Source organism: Acidovorax sp. ACV01, assembly GCF_014851495.1.
GTDB classification, from domain to species: Bacteria; Pseudomonadota; Gammaproteobacteria; order Burkholderiales; family Burkholderiaceae_C; genus Acidovorax; species Acidovorax radicis.
Genome location: NZ_JACUZT010000005.1, coordinates 211,031 through 229,409, shown reverse-complemented (window position 1 = coordinate 229,409; position 18,379 = coordinate 211,031). Strand labels below are relative to the sequence as shown.

21 protein-coding genes are annotated in these 18,379 nt (G+C 62.8%); 12 read left to right on the top strand and 9 right to left on the bottom strand.

The window, feature by feature from the left end; all coding sequences use genetic code 11:
• Positions 1–132 precede the first annotated feature (132 nt).
• The 4 genes from IB243_RS16130 to IB243_RS16115 form a co-directional block, all read right to left on the bottom strand.
• Positions 133–1,047 (bottom strand): glycosyltransferase, encoded by a 915-nt coding sequence (locus IB243_RS16130; RefSeq protein WP_192428304.1) that lies wholly within the window; start codon positions 1,045–1,047, stop codon positions 133–135.
• Positions 1,048–1,145: 98 nt separating this feature from the next.
• Positions 1,146–1,880, bottom strand: coding sequence for a hypothetical protein (locus tag IB243_RS16125; protein ID WP_192428302.1), 735 nt, complete (start codon positions 1,878–1,880; stop codon positions 1,146–1,148).
• A gap of 281 nt (positions 1,881–2,161) precedes the next feature.
• Positions 2,162–3,493 carry an isocitrate lyase gene (aceA, locus tag IB243_RS16120; RefSeq protein WP_056171944.1) on the bottom strand — a complete coding sequence of 444 codons (1,332 nt, stop codon included), beginning with the start codon at positions 3,491–3,493 and terminating at the stop codon, positions 2,162–2,164.
• A 262-nt stretch (positions 3,494–3,755) separates the two neighbouring features.
• Positions 3,756–4,175, bottom strand: coding sequence for a gamma-glutamylcyclotransferase (locus IB243_RS16115; protein ID WP_192428300.1), 420 nt, complete (start codon positions 4,173–4,175; stop codon positions 3,756–3,758).
• Between the two features lie 51 nt (positions 4,176–4,226).
• Here IB243_RS16115 and IB243_RS16110 point away from each other — a divergent pair, with 51 nt between their 5' ends.
• Positions 4,227–5,189, top strand: a complete 963-nt coding sequence (locus IB243_RS16110; protein ID WP_370540346.1) for a DMT family transporter — start codon at positions 4,227–4,229, stop codon at positions 5,187–5,189.
• Positions 5,190–5,220: 31 nt separating this feature from the next.
• On the opposite strand, the gene rraA is transcribed toward IB243_RS16110, so the two are convergent.
• Positions 5,221–5,736: a ribonuclease E activity regulator RraA gene (gene rraA / locus IB243_RS16105; RefSeq protein WP_192428298.1), complete on the bottom strand. Its 516-nt coding sequence runs from the start codon at positions 5,734–5,736 to the stop codon at positions 5,221–5,223.
• Between the two features lie 311 nt (positions 5,737–6,047).
• On the opposite strand from rraA, the gene IB243_RS16100 reads away from it, so the two are divergent.
• The 9 genes from IB243_RS16100 (at position 6,048) to hemP (ending at position 13,613) form a co-directional block, all read left to right on the top strand.
• Positions 6,048–6,368 (top strand): SWIB/MDM2 domain-containing protein, encoded by a 321-nt coding sequence (locus IB243_RS16100; RefSeq protein WP_010458169.1) that lies wholly within the window; start codon positions 6,048–6,050, stop codon positions 6,366–6,368.
• Between the two features lie 350 nt (positions 6,369–6,718).
• On the top strand, positions 6,719–8,890 hold the full coding sequence (locus IB243_RS16095; protein ID WP_085940279.1) for a TonB-dependent siderophore receptor: 2,172 nt from the start codon (positions 6,719–6,721) through the stop codon (positions 8,888–8,890).
• A gap of 75 nt (positions 8,891–8,965) precedes the next feature.
• Positions 8,966–9,649 carry a Fe2+-dependent dioxygenase gene (locus IB243_RS16090; RefSeq protein WP_057270557.1) on the top strand — a complete coding sequence of 228 codons (684 nt, stop codon included), beginning with the start codon at positions 8,966–8,968 and terminating at the stop codon, positions 9,647–9,649.
• Positions 9,646–10,779: an alpha-hydroxy acid oxidase gene (locus IB243_RS16085; RefSeq protein ID WP_192428296.1), complete on the top strand. Its 1,134-nt coding sequence runs from the start codon at positions 9,646–9,648 to the stop codon at positions 10,777–10,779. The genes IB243_RS16090 and IB243_RS16085 overlap by 4 nt, the downstream gene beginning before the upstream one ends.
• 117 nt (positions 10,780–10,896) lie before the next feature.
• Positions 10,897–11,169, top strand: a complete 273-nt coding sequence (locus IB243_RS16080) for a bacterioferritin-associated ferredoxin (RefSeq protein ID WP_010458177.1) — start codon at positions 10,897–10,899, stop codon at positions 11,167–11,169.
• Between the two features lie 98 nt (positions 11,170–11,267).
• Positions 11,268–11,954, top strand: a complete 687-nt coding sequence (locus IB243_RS16075) for an energy transducer TonB (protein WP_192428294.1) — start codon at positions 11,268–11,270, stop codon at positions 11,952–11,954.
• Positions 11,955–11,994: 40 nt separating this feature from the next.
• Positions 11,995–12,714, top strand: a complete 720-nt coding sequence (locus IB243_RS16070; RefSeq protein WP_192428292.1) for a MotA/TolQ/ExbB proton channel family protein — start codon at positions 11,995–11,997, stop codon at positions 12,712–12,714.
• Between the two features lie 3 nt (positions 12,715–12,717).
• Positions 12,718–13,128 (top strand): biopolymer transporter ExbD, encoded by a 411-nt coding sequence (locus IB243_RS16065; protein WP_010458183.1) that lies wholly within the window; start codon positions 12,718–12,720, stop codon positions 13,126–13,128.
• A gap of 260 nt (positions 13,129–13,388) precedes the next feature.
• A complete protein-coding gene (gene hemP, locus IB243_RS16060; protein ID WP_192428290.1) occupies positions 13,389–13,613 on the top strand; it encodes a hemin uptake protein HemP in 225 nt (74 codons plus the stop codon).
• Positions 13,614–13,947: 334 nt separating this feature from the next.
• Here hemP and IB243_RS16055 read toward each other — a convergent pair whose 3' ends face one another.
• On the bottom strand, positions 13,948–14,355 hold the full coding sequence (locus tag IB243_RS16055) for a heme-binding protein (RefSeq protein WP_010458090.1): 408 nt from the start codon (positions 14,353–14,355) through the stop codon (positions 13,948–13,950).
• 236 nt (positions 14,356–14,591) lie between these two features.
• On the opposite strand from IB243_RS16055, the gene IB243_RS16050 reads away from it, so the two are divergent.
• Both IB243_RS16050 and IB243_RS16045 read left to right on the top strand, forming a co-directional pair.
• A complete protein-coding gene (locus IB243_RS16050) occupies positions 14,592–15,287 on the top strand; it encodes a Bax inhibitor-1/YccA family protein (protein WP_010458089.1) in 696 nt (231 codons plus the stop codon).
• 115 nt (positions 15,288–15,402) lie between these two features.
• Complete coding sequence (locus IB243_RS16045; protein ID WP_010458088.1) at positions 15,403–15,777, top strand: hypothetical protein; 375 nt, start codon at positions 15,403–15,405, stop codon at positions 15,775–15,777.
• Positions 15,778–15,846: 69 nt separating this feature from the next.
• Here IB243_RS16045 and rlmD read toward each other — a convergent pair whose 3' ends face one another.
• The 3 genes from rlmD to IB243_RS16030 form a co-directional block, all read right to left on the bottom strand.
• A complete protein-coding gene (gene rlmD, locus IB243_RS16040; RefSeq protein ID WP_010458086.1) occupies positions 15,847–17,310 on the bottom strand; it encodes a 23S rRNA (uracil(1939)-C(5))-methyltransferase RlmD in 1,464 nt (487 codons plus the stop codon).
• A gap of 100 nt (positions 17,311–17,410) precedes the next feature.
• On the bottom strand, positions 17,411–17,722 hold the full coding sequence (locus tag IB243_RS16035) for a hypothetical protein (RefSeq protein WP_010458084.1): 312 nt from the start codon (positions 17,720–17,722) through the stop codon (positions 17,411–17,413).
• Positions 17,723–17,834: 112 nt separating this feature from the next.
• Positions 17,835–18,308, bottom strand: coding sequence for an Lrp/AsnC ligand binding domain-containing protein (locus tag IB243_RS16030; RefSeq protein ID WP_192428288.1), 474 nt, complete (start codon positions 18,306–18,308; stop codon positions 17,835–17,837).
• Between the last annotated feature and the right edge of the window lie 71 nt (positions 18,309–18,379).

Below are 18,379 nucleotides of genomic sequence, written 5' to 3'. Positions count from 1 at the left end.
GCGGTGAAGTGCCTATGTCCGGCCCAACACCCAGGAAAGCGGAAAAAAGTCCCTCCGCGGGGTGGCCTCTTGTTGTTCTGCACCGGCTCTGTGTCGCAACGGCCATATGGTCGTTCGGGATGCAACACACACTCAGCGCTGGAACCTTTTCATCAACCGGCGCAAGAGCCCCGGGGGAGCACCGGGAGTCGTTTCAAACCATTCAGCAACACTCCAGGGCTGGGACGCCTGCAGCCCCGCCCCTCCTTCGCAATCCACTGCCTCTGCTTCTCCTTTGAAGCCTTCAGACGCCACCACCCCACTGCTATAAATAGCGCGCTGTCGCCACAAGTCGGAATATCCGTTGCCATCGGCAACTCCAAAATCCGACAGCCCCGGTGAGCCCATCCGTTTTCTTTTAATGGCCACGATTTCATTTCGCAGAATCAAGCAATGCGACTTTTCATCGGAAGGTAATTCAATGTTTCGGGCAGCTCTCGCGACCATCTCTTTTCCGACCAACCCCGCCACACCCGTGATGAGATCCTGAGGTTCGCACACGGTCGCCAACGCCTTGCCAAAAAGCGCTGGCCCAGTGGGGCACAGCGGTGTGTTGCCGTAGTAGCCGCGGCGCACATTGGCACAGACCATTTGAATAGCGACCTCCAATGCCTTGTGTCTGGGCGGCACGGAAAATACTCCGTTGCTCACATCCCAGGGTGAGGACCACATGAAATCCCGAAACACCACCACGCGGCGCGCATCCATCGGCAATGAGCGCAGAAAATAATACGAAAGATCCGCATAAATACCTCCGTACTCATACAGGACGCAATACCGTGCCAGATCTGCCTTGTATGCGTAGGGCTTCAGCTCCCCAAAGGCCCTCAACACCTCTTGAGAAAATTTTTCTTCAATGAATGAAAACAGCTCCGCATAGCCAAAAAGCTTGTGGGGAATATGGGGGTGGTTTTTTTGAAGAGAATGGACGTTCTCCAGGATGAGATATGGCAAGGACGCTGCATTGGCGTCACCGGACGAGTTGATCCAAATGCTGGTCAGCAGCACTTCTCAACCTTTCAAGCCGAAAGTCATCACAGGCGGCCGATGACCAACATCCATGTGTTCCACGGCTGCGCTGCAGGCCGGATGATCCTGGGCATCTGTCATGGATGCGCGGCGTCCCAATCTTGCAATCTTTCAAAATTGCCGATCTCCATCGCCGTTGTCAGCGGCCGAGGGTGTGCGCCCAATACGGTAGAGAGCAAGATTTTCTCGGCGCCAAGGTACGCGCTCCGGGAGAGTTCTTCTTCTGAAGAGCCGCAATGCGGCAGCCTGATATCCATCAAGATCACATCCCCAGCTTCCACACCGATGGATTGAACGAGAGAGGCATCAGCAGGTTCGCTGGCGGAATCGCTGTCGAGTGAAATGGGCGCCAAATGGGCGCCGGGCACCGTCTTCAGGCTCTTTCCGGCCTGCAGATATACCAAGGCCTTGTATACCCCTCCTCCATCAGGCCCCCAACACAGATCAGCGTTGAGGTGATGCTGGTATTTCCCCCTCAGAAGATCAACATGCCAGGGTTGCGATCTGTTGACGGTGATGTCGCTCAAGCCGATGGATCGGAGCCTGTCACTTCCTGACGCCTCGCCCAAAACCGCCAGAATCTTTTCATTCCCGGATATCCATGTATGAAGCGGCTCCAGGTCGGGATATCGATGAAACCCCGCAAGATGGCCCGCAGAGGGATGGGGGCGTGTTTGTTTTAAAGAACCGATGCTTCTCAGCACCAACTCTCGTGCCCACTCCACTTGGCTGAGGGGATACAAAGCGGGCAATACAACACAACCATCCCTCCGCAGGATCTCCGCTTTTTCGATTGCCTCACCTGAGTTCATCCTCACATCTTTCGATCAAAAGTGGCCGTGCGTAAAACAGTCGCACATTCACAAGGCCCTTCTTGTAGTGCCCCACATCGGTTTGACTCAATACAAATACCCAGATGGGGAACGACAAGTGAAGGTCAAATCAGCCTTGGAGAGCCCATCGGTTGGCGTCTCTATTCGCACAGGAACAGCTGACATTTTTTGGTGGCATTGTTTTACAACAAAAAAGCCCGGGGGTTGCCCGGGCTTCCTGTTCTCACACCCCGCTGATAGGCAGGGGTTGACACTCCATCTCAGTGGAACTGCTCTTCTTCGGTCGAACCCGTCAGGGCCTTCACAGAGGACGAGCCGCCCTGGATCACCGTGGTCACGTCGTCGAAGTAGCCTGCGCCCACTTCCTGTTGGTGCGACACGAACGTGTAGCCCTTGTCGCGTGCTGCGAATTCTGGCTCTTGCACCATGTTCACGTAGTGCTTCATGCCTTCGCCGTTGGCGTATGCATGGGCGAACTGGAACGTATTGAACCAGTTGATGTGGATGCCGGCCAGCGTGATGAACTGGTACTTGTAGCCCAGGGCCGACAGGTCTTCCTGGAACGAAGCGATCTGGCTGTCGTTGAGGTTCTTCTTCCAGTTGAACGATGGCGAGCAGTTGTACGACAGCAGCTTGCCGGGGCAGGCGGCGTGCACGGCCTGGGCGAATTCGCGGGCGAAGCCGATGTCTGGCACGCCGGTTTCGCACCACACCAGGTCGGCGTAGGGAGCGTAGGCCACGCCACGGCTGATGGCTTGTTCCAAGCCGTTCTTGACGCGGTAGAAACCTTCTTGCGTGCGCTCGCCGGTCAGGAAAGGCTTGTCGTTGGCATCGTGGTCAGACGTGATCAGATTGGCAGCTTCTGCATCGGTGCGGGCCAGAACGATGGTGGACACGCCCATCACGTCGGCCGCAAAACGTGCGGAGATCAGCTTTTCGCAGGCTTCCTGCGTAGGCACCAGCACCTTGCCGCCCATGTGGCCGCACTTCTTCACGGCAGCGAGTTGGTCTTCGAAGTGCACGCCGGCAGCGCCCGACTGGATCATGTTCTTCATCAGTTCGAAGGCGTTCAGCACACCACCGAAACCGGCTTCTGCATCGGCCACGATGGGCAGGAAGTAGTCGATGAATTCCTTGTCGCCGGGGTTGATGCCACGGCCCCACTGGATTTCGTCGGCGCGCTTGAAGGTGTTGTTGATGCGGCGAACCATGGTGGGCACCGAGTCGTAGGCGTACAGCGACTGGTCGGGGTACATGGTCTCGGACGTGTTGCCGTCAGCGGCCACTTGCCAGCCCGACAGGTACACGGCTTCGAGGCCGGCCTTGGCCTGCTGCATGGCCTGGCCGGCGGAGATCGCGCCGAATGCGTTCACGTAGCCCTTCTTGGCGCCGCCGTTGATCTTGTCCCACAGCTTTTCAGCGCCGCGCTTGGCCAGCGTGTGCTCGATAGGCAGCGAGCCGCGCAGGCGCACCACGTCGGCGGCGGAGTAGCCGCGCTTCACGCCCTTCCAGCGGGGGTTCTGGGCCCAGTCTTTTTCCAGGGCGGCAATTTGCTGTTCGCGGCTCAGTTGTTCGTTGAGGGATTGAGGCATGAGATCACTCCAGAGGTTGGTTGAAAACGCCGGGCTGCTTGTGCTGCCCTTGGAGATAACTTTAAGTCTTCTATAAGACTTGAGCAAGCTCTTATGTCTTATACAAGAGATAAATTTTTCTCCTTGAAAAACAACAACTTAACCACACCATTTCTCAATACAGAAATTGATTTCTCATATCGAGAAAAATTGCGGCAATGCAACATCTATCGTATTCTGCATTACGAAATCTAGTTTTTGCATTACAAAAAAATCTATGGCGTCACAGAGTGCCCGAACGCGGGGCCTTCAGCCAGTCCCCCTCGGGAATGCGCGGCGCAGAGACTACATATCGGGGATTGATCTCATAGACCAGGCAAGACACGGCTCGCCCGCCTACATCGACCACGATGTCGCGCTTCACATACTCGTCGCTGGGATTAGCGCCCAGGTCCTCGATCTCGTCCAGAACGGTCTCCAGTGCAGGCTCAATGGCATACACCTCGCCCTGAACCCACAAGGGCCCGCCCAGCGCCATGCCCGGATAGGCTCCCAGGTGGTAGAGCACCCCCGCCACTTGGGCGGTGCCCAGGAACCGGGGCGCCGGGCGAAGGCGGGTGATGTCATTGGATCCGCCGCGCCGCAGCGTGCCATAGACAAAGACACAGCGCAGGGAGGCAGCGGGCAGGATTTCGTCGGGCATGATGCGCACCTCTTTTTGGCATAAAACAGGTTCTTGGCAATCTCCAGTCTAGTGAACACCATCCCCAGCCGACCTTTCGCGTATCTGTGCCTGGCCCTCAGCATGGTGCTGGTGGGCAGCTACGTGGCGCTGTCCAAACCCCTGGCCGCCGTGCTGCCGGTATTCCTGCTCGCATGGATGCGCTTTGGCATTGGCGGTGTGGCCATGCTGCATTGGCTCAGGAAGCCCGTGGACGAGCCCCCACTCACCCCACAAACCCGGCGGCTGCTGTTTCTGCAATCGTTCCTGGGCAATTTCCTGTTCACCATCTGCATGATCTACGGCGTGAGTCTGACCGATGCCGTCTCGGCCGGCGTGACCCTGGCTGCGATTCCCGCCGCAGTGGCGGTGATGGGCTGGGCTTTTCTGCGGGAACGCGTCGCACCACGCACCTGGGCGGCCGTGGCCTGTGCCGTGGCGGGAATTGCCTTGTTTTCGCTATCAAAACAAGAGCATTCAGCGCATATTGGACAAGCGCTAGGCACTAAAAACACTCAAAACTTTGCCTGGTTGGGGCCTTGGCTGCTGCTGGGCGCGGTGGTGTGCGAGGCGGCCTATACGGTGATCGGCAAGAAGCTCACGGGCAGCCTGGGGCCCAAGCGCATCTCCTCGCTCATCAACCTGTGGGGCTTTGTGCTGTCCACGCCGTTCGGGCTGTACGCAGCCTGGCATTTCGACTTTGCCGCCGTGGGCTGGGGCATCTGGACGTTGCTGGTGTTCTACGCGCTGGCGGCCTGCGTGTGGACGGTGTGGCTCTGGATGACCGGGCTCAAGGCCGTGCCAGCTGCGCAGGGTGGCGTCTTCTCGGTCATGCTGCCGGTGAGTGCCGCCTTGGTAGGCGTGCTGGTGCTGGGTGAATCGCTGACCCGCTGGCAATGGGCGGCGTTTGCCATCGCGCTGGCCAGCATGCTGCTGGCCACCCTGCCCTCGCGCGCCGCCCTGCGTGTGGGCCGGCATGGCGGCCGCGCAGGCTGATGGGGGCCCACCAGCCACCCAGCCCCAACGGCTACGCAGCCAACGGGCGCGCGCTGACGACGATGCCATCCGCATCGGCATACAACCAGTCGCCCGGCCGCACCCAGACCCCCTGGATCTGCACAGCGACGTCGCGCTGTCCCTCCCCCCTGCGCTCGGTCGGCAAGGGAATCAGCGCCAGTGCACGAATGCCGACGGCCGCCGCGTTCAACTCGGCCACGTCACGCACGCAGCCGTCCACCACCACACCGGCCCAGCCATTGAGCGCAGCGGCAGCCGCCAGATTGCCCCCAACAAGCGCCCGGCGCAGCGATCCGCCACCATCCACCACCAGAACGCGGCCCTCTCCCGGCGACTCCACCGCAGCCTTGACCTGCGTGTTGTCCTCATGGCACTTGACGGTGCTTACCGGGCCTGCAAATGCGGCCACGCCGCCAAAACTCTGAAAAACGGGGGGCAGAACCCGAAAAGCCTCGGTCATGTCGCCCTTGTGCACATCGCAAAAATCACAGGTACTGAAGGGGGCGGCAGAAGGTGCAGCAGTCATTTTTGGAAGGCCTTTCGGACGAAGTGAACAACGGGAACGCAGCGGGCGCACAGCGCCGGACAGGTTGCCCCGCATTGTCATACAGCCCCAGGGGGCGGACTGGAAAACGCGGCCGTCGCAGGCGGCTTTGTCAAGGCGGAAGCGCCGCGTGGGCGACTTATTGGCCTGCACGCGGCACCACCGCTACAAATCGAGGCAAAAAAAGCCGTTTCTCCCTTGGAAACGCGTTTTTTTCCCAGTAGCATCAGCCTGCCAGTGGGAAAGCCTAGTTTTCGCTGGTGAAAATTTACTTCCAACAAGGAAAACCCAACATGGCAACTGCAAAAAAAGCTCCGGCAAAAACAGCCCCCGCAGCCAAGACGGCTGCTGCCCCCGCCAAGAAGCGCACCCCCAACGCTGCTTTCATGAAAGCACTCACGCCCAGCCCCGCGCTGGCCGCCGTGGTGGGCTCGGCACCGCTGCCACGCACGGAGATCATCAGCAAGCTGTGGGTCTACATCAAGGCCAACAACCTGCAAGACGCTGCCAACAAGCGCAACATCAACGCCGACGCCAAGCTCAAGGAGCTGTTCGGCAAGCCCCAGGTCTCGATGTTTGAACTGGCTGGCCTGATCGGCAAGCACGTCAAGTAAACACGCACCGTGGTGCACAAAGAAGCCGGCCCAGCCGGCTTTTTTTCGTCTGGACTCCGGCAAACTGTGGCGTATTGGCATCAATGCAAATGAGAATGACCCGCATTTGATGTAACATAAAGAAGCAAGTCGAAGCACAGCCATGTTGATCTAGCCACTGCCTTTCGTCTGCAATCAGCGCCCCACGCGCCACCTGCACCCATTCCCCATCGACGGAGGCCATCTTGGCAAAAACACGCGCTCAGCGCCGCAGCTCCGTGCTGCGCCCACAACAATCCTCTCCCTCCCCCGTGTCCACCGCATCGCGCGGCTTGTCCTCCGACAAGGCACTGCTTCCGCTGGGCGCGCTGATGCTGGCCGCCTCCGTGGGCGCCATGGCACAAACCACCACACCAGAGAAAACACTGGCCCCCGTCGTGGTCAAGGAACGGGCCGAAGCCCCTGAGGGCAAAGACAGCGTGCGTGCCACCGAGACCACCATTGGCAAGGGCAAGCAGCAGCTGCGTGATATTCCGCAGTCGATCACGGTGGTCACCGAGCGCCTCATCGACGACCGTAACCTCGACACCGTCAAGGAAGCCCTGAAGAACACCGCCGGCATCACTTTTCTGGCGGCCGAGGGCGGCGAGGAAGACATCCGCCTGCGCGGCTTTGCGCTCCAAAGCACGGGCGACATGTTCATCGACGGCATGCGCGACCCCGCGTTCTATGACCGCGACACCTTCAACCTGGACCGCGTCGAGCTGCTGCGCGGATCCGCCTCCATGCTGTTTGGGCGCGGCTCCACCGGCGGCGCTGTGAACCAGGTCAGCAAGGCCCCCCGTCTCATCGATTCCCACCAGGTGGACCTGACCCTGGGCAGCCACCAATACCGCCGCATCACGGGCGACTTCAACATCCTCACGGGTGAAAACGCCGCCCTGCGCCTGAACGCGATGAGCACCACGGCCGACAACAACGGCTCGGGCAGCAGCCTTGAGAAGAAGGGCATTGCAGGCACCTACGCCTTTGGCATCGGCACGCGCGACGAGTTCGCCGTGAGCCTGTACCACCTGGACAACAAGAACGGCATGAACTACGGCATGCCCTGGATCCGCCGCAGCGCCAACTCGCCTGTCAGCGACACCACGCTGCTGCCGCTGGACCCCAAGAACTACTACGGCGCCGCCAGCGACTACAACGCAGGCAGCGCAAGCTTTGCCACGCTGGGCCACATCCACCGCTTTGACGGCGAATCGGAGCTCAAGACCCAGGTGCGTTTTGGCCGCTTCGAGCGCGACCAGCGCGCCGGCACCGTGCGTCTGGCCGCCGCGGCCCAACAGCCGGGCGGCATCGCTGCAACGCTGGACAGCTTCGGCCCCGCCACGCGCCTGACGCGCGGCACGCAGCTCAAGATCCAGAACATGGACACCGTGCACCTGCAAAGCGACTTCAGCAAGAAGTTCGAAGCACTGGGCTACAAACACGAATTGCTGGCAGGCGCCGACTTCGCGCACGAGAAGAAGACCGTGTACGCCGCACGCAACGCCGCACAAGGTGGCGTGGACCTGGTCAAGCCCCCCACCACCGTGGCCACGCCCAACGATGGCGTCGGCGTGGACGAAACACGCCGCGTGCTGCGCACGTCGAGCGACTTCGATGCCAAGGGCTACGGCTTCTATGCCCAGGACCTGATCCAGATCGCTCCCCACTGGAAGCTGCTGGCCGGCCTGCGCTACGACAACATGGATGGCAGCTACAACACGTTTGGCATCCCTGCTGCAGCCCCAGGCCCTGTCACTACCACCAGCTACCGCCAGAAGATTTCCGAGTGGAGCAAGCGTGCGGGCGTGCTGTACCAGCCCAACGATCTGCAGTCGTACCACTTCTCGTACGGCACCTCGTTCAACACCTCGGGCGACACGTACTCGTACAGCGCCGCGACGGTGAACACGCCCCCCGAAGCCAGCCGCAACATCGAGATCGGTGCCAAGCTCGACTCGGCCGACAAGCGCTTCACCACGCGCCTGGCCGTGTTCCACTCCACCAAGTACCGCGAGCGCAACACCGATCCCGACCTGAATATCGCCGTGCTGTCGGGCAAGCGCCACGCTGCCGGCGCCGAGATCGACGTCACGGGTCGCCTGACCTCCAAGTGGGAGGTCTACGGCTCGTACATGTGGATGCCCAGCGCCAAGATCGACATCGGAGCTGAAGGCGCCGAAGGCCAGGGCAGCCGTCCATCGCTCACGCCCCGCCACAGCGGCACGGTGTGGACCACCTACCAGATCACACCTGAACTGCGTGTGGGTGGCGGCCTGAACTTCCGCAGCTCGCAAACCCCCAACCGCAACCCCGGCTGGGAAGTGCCTGGCTACGTGACCGCCGACCTGATGGCCGAATATGCCATCAACGAGCGCTACACGATCAAGGCCAACCTGAGCAACGTGACGAACAAGCTTTACGCCGACTCGATCTACAGCGGCCACTACGTGCCCGGCGCAGGCCGCATCTTCCAGGTCACGGCCAGCATGAAATTCTGATCTGCGTCACAACGTTTCTTCAAGGTATTTGCCGCCCCCTTACCGGGGCGGCTTTTTTGCTTTACAACCCACGCCATGCTGCTCACGCTCCCCGATCTTCTCTCGCCCCACGACCTGCAGACCGCCCGCCAGCTGCTGCGCAATGCCCCTTGGGCCGACGGCAAGGACAGTGCGGGCACACAGGCGCGCCAGGCCAAGAACAATGAACAACTGCCACGCGACTGCGAGGCCGCGCAGCGCATTGCAGCCCTGGTGATGGCGTCGCTGGACCGCAGTGCGCTGTTCCTGACCGCCACCCTGCCCAAGCGCGTGTTTCCCCCGCGCATCAACCGCTACGGCGGCGGAGCCAACCACTACGGCGACCATGTGGACAGCGCCGTGCGCCAGATGGCCGACCGGCGTGAACGCCTGCGCACTGACATCTCGTGCACGGTGTTCCTGTCGGAGCCCGACGAATACGACGGCGGCGAGCTGTGCATCGACGACACGTTTGGCGAGCAGCGTGTCAAGCTGCCGGCAGGCCACGCGGTGATCTACCCCGGCACCAGCGTGCACCAAGTCAGCCCCGTGACCCGCGGGCACCGCATGGCCTGCTTCTTCTGGGTGGAAAGCCTGGTGCGCAGCGACGAGCAGCGGCGCCTGCTCTACAACATGGACATGGCCCTGCTGCGCCTGCGCCAGCAGCACGGCGAATCGCCCGAGACCGTGGCGCTCACTGGCACCTACCACAACCTGCTGCGCATGTGGGCGGATACGTGAGCCAGCCTCCCGCCGATCCCCGCACCGCGCTGCCGCCCGGCATCGTGAACCTGGCAGACCACGAGACCCATGCAGCCACCCACCTGGAGCCCGGAGCCTGGGCCTACTTCAACGGAGCTGCGGCCGACGAGATCACCCTGGCTGCCAACCGCCGGGCCTGGAACCAGATCGGCTTGCTGCCCCGCGTGCTGCGGCCCCTGGCGGGCGGGCACACACGCGTGGAGCTGCTGGGCCGTACGCTGGCCCACCCCATCCTGCTGGCCCCGGTGGCCTACCAGCGCATGGCCCACCCCGACGGCGAACTGGGCGCAGCCTATGCCGCCGCCGCCTTGGGCGCGGGCATGGTGCTGAGCACCCAAGCGAGCACCCGGCTGGAGGCCGTGGCCAGCGCCATCCGGGACGATGCGGGGCGGGGGCCGCTGTGGTTCCAGCTGTACCTGCAGCACGACCCCGATTTCACCCGTGAATTGGTCGAACGGGCCGAACGCGCGGGCTACGAAGCCCTGGTGCTGACGGTGGACGCGCCCTGCCACGGCGCACGCGACCGCGAACGGCGGACCGGGTTCCGCCTGCCGGCTGGCATCAGCGCCGCCAACCTGCTGGGCATGCTGCCCCCGCCGGAAGTCCCGCTCGCCCCCGGCCAGAGCGCACTGTTCGATGACTTGTTGCACCACGCCCCCACCTGGGCCGATGTGCAGTGGCTGCAGTCCATCACCCGGCTGCCCGTGCTGCTCAAAGGGGTGCTGCACCCCGATGACGCCCGTGAGGCAGCCAGCCTGGGCGTGGCAGGAATCATCGTCTCCAACCATGGCGGGCGCACGCTGGACACCACGCCCGCCACCGCCACCCAGCTGCCGCAGGTGGTCGAGGCGGTCCGCGCCGTTCACCCAACGATGCCGGTGCTGGTGGACGGGGGCATCCGGCGTGGCACCGACGTGCTCAAGGCGATGGCGCTGGGGGCCAGTGCCGTGCTGGTGGGGCGCCCCGCCGTCCACGGCCTGGCCAATGCCGGGGCTGCCGGCGTGGCCCACGTGTTGCGGCTGTTGCGCGATGAACTGGAGATCGCGATGGCGCTCACCGGCTGTGCCACCTTGGCCGACGCCTCCCCCGCGCTGCTGGTGCGGCGTTGACGACTTTCCGGCGATCTGGCGCTTTGTCCCCGTTGCGGGAAATGATTTATTGCAAATGCGATAGATTCGTATTTATAATGCAGACACCTTCAACAGCCAGCCACACTGCCTGCCGCCATGATCGTCTGTGTTTGCCGCCGGATTTCCGACCGTGAGATTGCCCGCCACGCACGTGCAGGCATGAGCTTTGACGAAATCCAGTTCGAACTGGGCGTGGCCACCCAATGCGGGTGCTGCGAAAGCTGTGCCCGCGATGTCGTGGCGCAGTGCAGTGCATCGAATCCGGTGGCCGCCCTGCACAATGAGGCAGCGCCGAAAACGATCCAGCTTGCCAGCTCCATTCTGGAAAGCAAGTCATGGAACTCCTCTCTACACTCGCAGGCAGCCTGATCCTCGTCGCAGGCTCGGCCTGGTGGATCTTTCGCAAATAATCGAGGTCTTTTAGGGCGCTAGCGCTTGATGTACAAGCGCTAGCCGCTATCATTTTTATGTCTCACCCAGATCGTTTTGCCACCCCCGGGGGGTTCAGCCGCAACACCGTGATCGTGGGCTCTGTCGTCGCTTTGCATGTTGCGGGCCTTTGGGCCCTGCAGTCCGGCCTGCTGCGCAAGGCCGCCGAGATCATCGTGCCGGCGGAACTGCTGACGGAGTTCATCGCGCCACCCGCCGCACCCAAGATCACGCCCCCGCCGCCCGCCCCCCCGCCGCCGCCCAAGCCCGCCCCCAAGGTGGCTCCGCGCCCCGCCCCCATGCCGGTGGCCATTGCAGACCCCACCCCCGCGCCCAATGCCCCCACGGGCATCACCACACCCCAGCCGCCAGCGCCCCCCATCGAGGCACCGGTAGCGCCCCCGGCGCCACCCGCCCCGCCTGCGCCACCTGCGCCGCCCAAGATCGAGCTGCCTTCCAGCGACGCCGCCTACCTGAACAACCCCAAACCCAGCTACCCCGCCATCAGCAAACGCATGGGCGAGCAGGGCAAGGTGATGCTGCGCGTGCTGATCGGCATCGACGGTACCCCGCAGAAGGTGGAAATCAGCAAGTCCAGCGGCTTCGACCGCCTGGACCGACAGGCCCAGGAAGCCGTCATGCGCTGGCGCTTCGTGCCCGGCAAACGCAACGGCGTGCCCGAGACCATGTGGAACCTGGTCCCTGTCAACTTCGTTCTCGAATAACCAAATTCACCACCAATTACCGCTTTAGGGAGTTTTTCGCATGGAATCGCAATTCGGCATCGCCAACGTCTGGATCCAGGGTGACTTTGTCACCCGCGCCGTCGCCATCCTGCTGCTGGCCATGTCGCTGGCCTCGTGGATCGTCATCCTCATCAAGGCACTGGACATCATCAAGTTCAAGAAACACGCCCGCTCGGCCCAGGACTTCTGGCACAGCGAAGACTTTGCCGCTGGCCTGACCAAGCTGGGCGCCGACCCGACCAACCCCTTCCGCCACCTGGCGCTGGAAGGCCGTGAGGCCACGGCCCACCACCGCAACACCAAGGCGCACCTGCACGACAGCCTGGACGTGAGCGACTGGGTCACCCGCTGCCTGCGCAACTGCATCGACGAATTCACGTCGCGCCTGCAGTCCGGCCTGGCCATCCTGGCCTCGGTGGGCTCCACCGCGCCTTTCATTGGCCTGTTCGGCACCGTCTGGGGCATCTACCACGCGCTGCTGGCCATTGGCACTTCGGGCCAGTCCACCATCGACAAGGTGGCCGGCCCCATCGGCGAGGCGCTGATCATGACGGCCCTGGGCCTGGCCGTGGCCATCCCTGCGGTGCTGGGCTACAACGCGCTGGTGCGTGGCAACAAGTCCATCCTGGGCGGCCTCAACAGCTTCGCCCATGACCTGCACGCCTACTTTGTCACCGGCGCCCGCGTGAATGCGCCCGGCGAGCAAGGCAAGGTCCTGCCCATGAAGAAAGGTGGCTAAGCCATGGCCTTCGGAACCCAAGACGACGCCGATGACGTGATGAACGAAATCAACATGACGCCCCTCGTCGACGTCATGCTGGTGCTGCTCATCATCTTCATCATCACCGTGCCCGTCATGAAGCACTCGGTCAACGTGGACCTGCCCCGCGCCACCAACCAGCCCGAGAACATCAAGCCCGAGACCGTGCGCCTGTCGGTGTCGGCCGATGGCAAGTATTTCTGGAACGAATCGCAGGTCACGGAAGAAGAACTCTTCCCCCGCCTGCAGGCCGAGGCCGCCAAGGAGCCCCAGCCTGACCTGCACATCCGCGGCGACAAGGAAGTGCGCTACGAACGCGTGGCCCAGGCCATGGCCGCAGCGCAACGTGCAGGCGTGCGCAAGATCGGGTTTGTGACCGAGCCCCAGTCCTGAGCGGAGCGTGCGGTGGGCATGTCCTCCGCACCCGATGCGCCAACAGCCTCTGACTCCGCCGGGCTCTCAGCCCGGCAGCCTGTTCAAGCCGCTGCCCGGTACAGCTTTGCTGGCCGGGCAGCGGCGTTGAAGGCCCCCCGGAAAAGCGCCCCCGGACCGGCCAGAAAAAACAACAAAAAGAAACATCAAACCCGCTTGACTTGTAATTGCGAATCGTTATCATTAACAAAACGCACTGCAACGCAACAGGAAAAATCTTCATGCAAGCCACATTGACCGCCGCCTCGCTCCTGCGTCCTCTTTCCGCCGACAAGGCTGCCTCGCAGGTCGGCCACGAAGGGGCCGCCCCTTTTGCCGAGACGGGTGCTGCCGCCGTGGACAGCAGCGCCTTGCTGCAGGGCCAGAAGGCTGTGGCCATCAGCCACAACGGTTCGGTCTACCGCCTGCAGGCCACCAAGCTGGGCAAGCTGATCCTGACCAAATAACGGCGTTTCTCCCTCCCGCGTGAACGGGTGAACGCAAAGGCCCAGCACAGGCCCTCCAGACAGGTTTCATCGTGGGGCGACTCCCGGGCTTGCAACAAGCTCGCAAGGGTCGTTTTTGCCAGCCAACGGGTTCGCCCGCGTAGCCAGGCTTTTTTTCTGCCCAGTTCTCCCCGCCCCAGGATGCTTCGAACCCAACAAAAAACCGGCCACTGGGCCGGTTTTTTGTTGGGGATGCAGGTTTGGAGTGCAAATTTGAAGATTTTTGGCGGTTAGCGCCTGATGGACAAGCGCTCGCAGCTATAAATTCAATAGCACCTTCGATAACCCATGTGCATCAAAGCCCGAGCGCTGCAATCCCGGCACGGGCAATTTGCGCATCTTCGGTCGACTTCACGCCACTCACACCCACGGCACCCAGGCACTGGCCGTCCTTGAGGATCGGCACACCGCCTTCGAGCAGGCCGTCGATGCCCGGCGCGCTCAGGAAGGACGTGCGGCCCCCGTTGACGACGTCCTCATACACCTTGCTCTCACGGCGGCCCAGGGCAGCCGTGCGGGCCTTGGACGGGGCGATGTGCGAGGACACGGCGGCGGCGCCATCCAGGCGCTGCAGCCACAGCAGGTGGCCGCCATCGTCGACGATGGCGATCGTTACCGCCCAGTTGTTCTTCAGGGCTTCGGCTTCGGCCGCAGCGGCCACCGCCTTGACGTCGGCCAGTTCGAGTTCGGGTTTGGTTTTCATGGAGCAATCCGGAAAAGGAAGAAATGAAATGGAGGGTGAACGGGTTGCCAGCAGGCCGCCCCCGGCACCAGAACCGGCAAGCATAGCGGCATCGCAGCGGCCCTTCACCCCCACCCAGGGTGAAAGAACCCTTACCAAAAGTAGGTGACCCAAAGCGGTTATTACAAGGCCAAAAACCATCACCACCTAAAATTTGTCGTGTCTGCGTTGTGCAGGCCAACAAGGAGAGACACAAGATGAATGACCAAGTCACCACCCTGGGCCACTCTGCGGGCTATGGCATCTCGCAGGAAGAGCGCCACAAGGTGCTTCGCAATACTTACTGGCTGCTCGCGCTGAGCATGATCCCCACGGTGCTCGGCGCCTGGGTGGGCGTGGCCACGGGCATCACCCAGTCGCTGCGCGGCGGCGTGGGCCTGATCGTGTTCCTGGGCGGCGCATTCGCCTTCATGTTCGCGATCGAAAAGACCAAGCGCTCGGCCGCTGGCGTGCCGGTGCTGCTGGCCTTCACGTTCTTCATGGGCCTCATGCTCTCGCGCCTGATCGGCATGGTGCTGGGCTTCAAGAACGGTACCGACCTCATCATGACGGCGTTTGCCGGCACCGCAGGCGTGTTCTTCGTGATGGCCAGCCTGGCCAGCGTGATCAAGCGCGACCTGTCGGGCATGGGCAAGTGGCTGATGGTGGGCGCACTGGTGCTCATGGTCGGCGCCGTCATCAACGTGTTTGTTGGCTCCTCGGTCGGCATGATGGCGATCTCGGTGGCTGCCATCGGCATCTTCAGCGCCTACATGCTGTATGACCTGAAGCAGATACTGGACGGCGGCGAAACCAACTACATCAGCGCCACACTGGCGCTGTACCTGGACATCTTCAATGTGTTCCAGAGCCTGCTGGCCCTGCTGGGCATCATGGGTGGCGAGCGGGACTGATCCCCCCGTACTCGCGTGTGACCATCCTCAAAGGCTCCTCCGGGAGCCTTTTTTCTTGTACCTTTGCGCCGCCCGGGCCTCAATAGCGCGCACGGCGTGCCGATAATGCAAGTACATGTATCGCAAACCTTCCTCCACCGCATTGCGGCTGCTGGCTCTCTCCAGCATCCTGCTGCTGACTGCCTGCGACAAGATTCCCGGCCTGGGCCCGGACCCGCGCGTCGCCCAGCGTGAGGAGGAAGCCAAGGCCATCGGCGGCGCCTGCCGCCACGCACTGCGGGGCCTGGAAGACTGCTACACCCTGAACCCCAAGGCCGCCAAGGCCTCGGTGTTTGCCGGGTGGAAGGACATGGACGCCTACATGCGCGAGAACAAGCTGGAAGGCACACCTTCGGTGCTCGGCAAGGTGGAGAAGCCCGAACGCACAGAGCGGTCCGGCGACATCGAGACCGAACCCCGCGACCCCGCTGCCAGCCGCAGTCGCAGCTAACAACCCCGTCCCGCCATCAGCATCTGAGGGGGCAGCCAGCACAGTGGCCGCCCTGCCCTCGCCTTGGGCTCAGACGCGCTCGAACACCGCCATGCTCTCCACGTGGGCCGTGTGCGGGAACATGTTCACCATGCCCGCCGCCGTGCACTGGTAGCCCCCCAGGTGGACCAGCAGCCCGGCATCGCGGGCCAGCGTGGCGGGGTTGCAGCTCACGTAGACGATGCGTTTCGGGGGCGTCCAGCCCTCGGCCCCAGCAGGCAATGGCCCTGCGCCCTCAGCACCGATGCGCGCCTGCTCGATGTCCGCAAGGGCCTTGGCCAGGGCGAATGCGCCTTCGCGGGGCGGGTCCACCAGCCATTTGTCGGCAGATCCGTCGGCCACCAGCATCTCTGGGGTCATCTCGAACAGGTTGCGCGCTACAAAATCAGTAGCTGCCAATGCTTTATGGTCATGCGCTACGGCCTGATTCAAGGCATAGTTTTCGCGCGAACGTGCCACCAGCGCCTCGCTGCCCTCAATGCCCAGCACCTCGCGGGCCTGCGTGGCCAGCGGAAGTGTGAAGTTGCCCAGGCCACAGAACCAGTCGATCACACGCTCATGGGGCTGCACATCCAGCAGGCGCAGCGCGCGCGACACCAGCACGCGGTTGATGTGCGGGTTCACCTGCGTGAAATCGGTGGGCTTGAAGGGCATGGTGATGCCGAAGTCCGGCAGTGCATACGACAGCTGCTCGCCGCCTTCGTCCAGCAGCTTCACGGTGTCCGGCCCCTTGGGCTGCAGCCACCATTGCACGTGGTGCTCGGCCGCAAAGGCGCGCAGCCGGGCGAGGTCATCCGCGCTCAGCGGCTCCAGGTGGCGCAGCACCATGGCGGTCACGGTGTCGCCACAGGCCAGTTCGATCTGTGGGCAGGTGTCGCGTGCGTCCATGCCTGCAATCAGCGCCCGCAAGGGCATCAGCATGGCGTCCACATGGGGCGGCAGCACAGGGCACTGCTGCATGTCTGCCACATAGCGGCTTTTGCGTTCATGAAAGCCGATCAGCACCTGGCCCTTCTTGATCACATGGCGCACGGACAGCCGGGCGCGGTAGCGATAGCCCCAGGATGGGCCTTCGATGGGGCGCAGCATGGTCTGGGCCTTGACCTTGCCCAGGTGCCAGAGGTTGTCTTCCAGCACCCGCTGCTTGACGGCCACCTGGGCGCCGACATGCAGATGCTGCATCTTGCAGCCGCCGCACGCACCGGCATGCAGGCCAAAGTGTGGGCAGCCAGGGCGCACGCGCTGCGACGATTCACGGTGAATCGCCAACAGGCTGGCCTGCTCCCAGTTGTTCTTTTTGCGGTGGGTGTTGGCGGTAACCAGCTCGAATGGCAAGGCACCGTCGATGAAGATGACCTTGCCGTCGGGCTTGCGGGCGACGCCCTGGGCATCCAGGTCCATGGACTGGACCTGCAGCCAGCCCTCGGGCAGGTCGCCCTGGGAATTCTGCTCGGTCGGTTCAAACGCGGGGGATAGTTCTTTCGGTTCGCTCATCCCCCGATTGTCTCAGGCCCGGGACGCCCTTCCGCCGGGGCCGCCTGACCGGGGTCCTGAGAACCTGCTCACGATCACGCAGGGGATCGTGAGCCGCTTCTTAGCCGCGATCTGCGCGGGCAGGACGGCCACCCATGCCCATGGAGCCCGTGGCCCCCTGTGCAGACGCCAGAGGCAGCTTGTTGATGGGGAGGTCGCAGTTGTGGTTGTCGGGCGAGAACACCAGCGTGGAGCCCGGGGCAACGAGAGGCAGGGTCTGGTGAATCTGGTAGGACATGTCCACCGGCGGCTCGGGCGCGCGGTACACGATGTCCTTGTCGGGGCCGTAGACCACGTAGCACGAGGCCGCGGCCGACTGGCTGAAAAAGGCGGCTGCCAGCAGGGCAGCAGCAGCGTATGGGAAGCGGATCATGGTTCTTCTCCTCAATCTGGCAGGTCTGCTGGGCATTATGCGGGCTTTGGCAGGTCGAGCCAATGTGGGTGTGGCCTGGAGGCTGCGGTGCGGCTGCACGCCCCCCTGGCTTTCAACGCAGATGCAGGTGGTTGGTGTGCTTGACCTCCTCCATCACCGCATAGGTGCGTGTCTCGCGCACGCCCGGCAACTGCCACAGCACATTGCCCGCAAACACGCGGTAGGCATTCATGTCGGCCGAGCGCGTCTTGAGCAGGTAGTCGAACCCGCCCGCCACCATGTGGCATTCCATGATCTCGGGGTGCACCTGCACGGCAGCCTTGAACTGGTCGAACACGTTGGGCGTGGTGCGGTCCAGCAGCACCTCTACAAACACCAGCATTCCCGCACCCAGCTTCAGGGGGTTCAGGCGCGCCTCGTAGCCCAGGATGAAGCCATCGCGCGTGAGGCGCTGCACGCGCGCCAGCACCGCCGTGGGCGACAGGGCCACGGCCTCGGCCAGCTTGAGGTTGGCAATGCGGCCGTCTTCCTGCAGGATTGACAGGATCTTGCGGTCAATCCGGTCCAGATCGGGTTCTATTTGCATTTCGGTTAGTGATTTATTCGGTTTTGTCGCCAATTTTCGACCATTTATTCACCATTAACCCAAGGATCATC

Bases quoted from the DNA above. Each gene is read 5' to 3' on its own strand.
- IB243_RS16055 (WP_010458090.1), bottom strand. From the start codon at position 14,355: ATGAAAACCAAACCCGAACTCGAACTGGCCGACGTCAAGGCGGTGGCC.
- IB243_RS16035 (WP_010458084.1), bottom strand. From the start codon at position 17,722: ATGATCCGCTTCCCATACGCTGCTGCTGCCCTGCTGGCAGCCGCCTTT.
- IB243_RS16030 (WP_192428288.1), bottom strand. From the start codon at position 18,308: ATGCAAATAGAACCCGATCTGGACCGGATTGACCGCAAGATCCTGTCA.
- rlmD (WP_010458086.1), bottom strand. From the start codon at position 17,310: ATGAGCGAACCGAAAGAACTATCCCCCGCGTTTGAACCGACCGAGCAG.
- IB243_RS16100 (WP_010458169.1), top strand. From the start codon at position 6,048: ATGGCAACTGCAAAAAAAGCTCCGGCAAAAACAGCCCCCGCAGCCAAG.
- IB243_RS16090 (WP_057270557.1), top strand. From the start codon at position 8,966: ATGCTGCTCACGCTCCCCGATCTTCTCTCGCCCCACGACCTGCAGACC.
- IB243_RS16075 (WP_192428294.1), top strand. From the start codon at position 11,268: ATGTCTCACCCAGATCGTTTTGCCACCCCCGGGGGGTTCAGCCGCAAC.
- aceA (WP_056171944.1), bottom strand. From the start codon at position 3,493: ATGCCTCAATCCCTCAACGAACAACTGAGCCGCGAACAGCAAATTGCC.
- IB243_RS16095 (WP_085940279.1), top strand. From the start codon at position 6,719: ATGCTGGCCGCCTCCGTGGGCGCCATGGCACAAACCACCACACCAGAG.
- hemP (WP_192428290.1), top strand. From the start codon at position 13,389: ATGCAAGCCACATTGACCGCCGCCTCGCTCCTGCGTCCTCTTTCCGCC.
- rraA (WP_192428298.1), bottom strand. From the start codon at position 5,736: ATGACTGCTGCACCTTCTGCCGCCCCCTTCAGTACCTGTGATTTTTGC.
- IB243_RS16080 (WP_010458177.1), top strand. From the start codon at position 10,897: ATGATCGTCTGTGTTTGCCGCCGGATTTCCGACCGTGAGATTGCCCGC.
- IB243_RS16065 (WP_010458183.1), top strand. From the start codon at position 12,718: ATGGCCTTCGGAACCCAAGACGACGCCGATGACGTGATGAACGAAATC.
- IB243_RS16045 (WP_010458088.1), top strand. From the start codon at position 15,403: ATGTATCGCAAACCTTCCTCCACCGCATTGCGGCTGCTGGCTCTCTCC.
- IB243_RS16050 (WP_010458089.1), top strand. From the start codon at position 14,592: ATGAATGACCAAGTCACCACCCTGGGCCACTCTGCGGGCTATGGCATC.
- IB243_RS16115 (WP_192428300.1), bottom strand. From the start codon at position 4,175: ATGCCCGACGAAATCCTGCCCGCTGCCTCCCTGCGCTGTGTCTTTGTC.
- IB243_RS16070 (WP_192428292.1), top strand. From the start codon at position 11,995: ATGGAATCGCAATTCGGCATCGCCAACGTCTGGATCCAGGGTGACTTT.
- IB243_RS16125 (WP_192428302.1), bottom strand. From the start codon at position 1,880: ATGAACTCAGGTGAGGCAATCGAAAAAGCGGAGATCCTGCGGAGGGAT.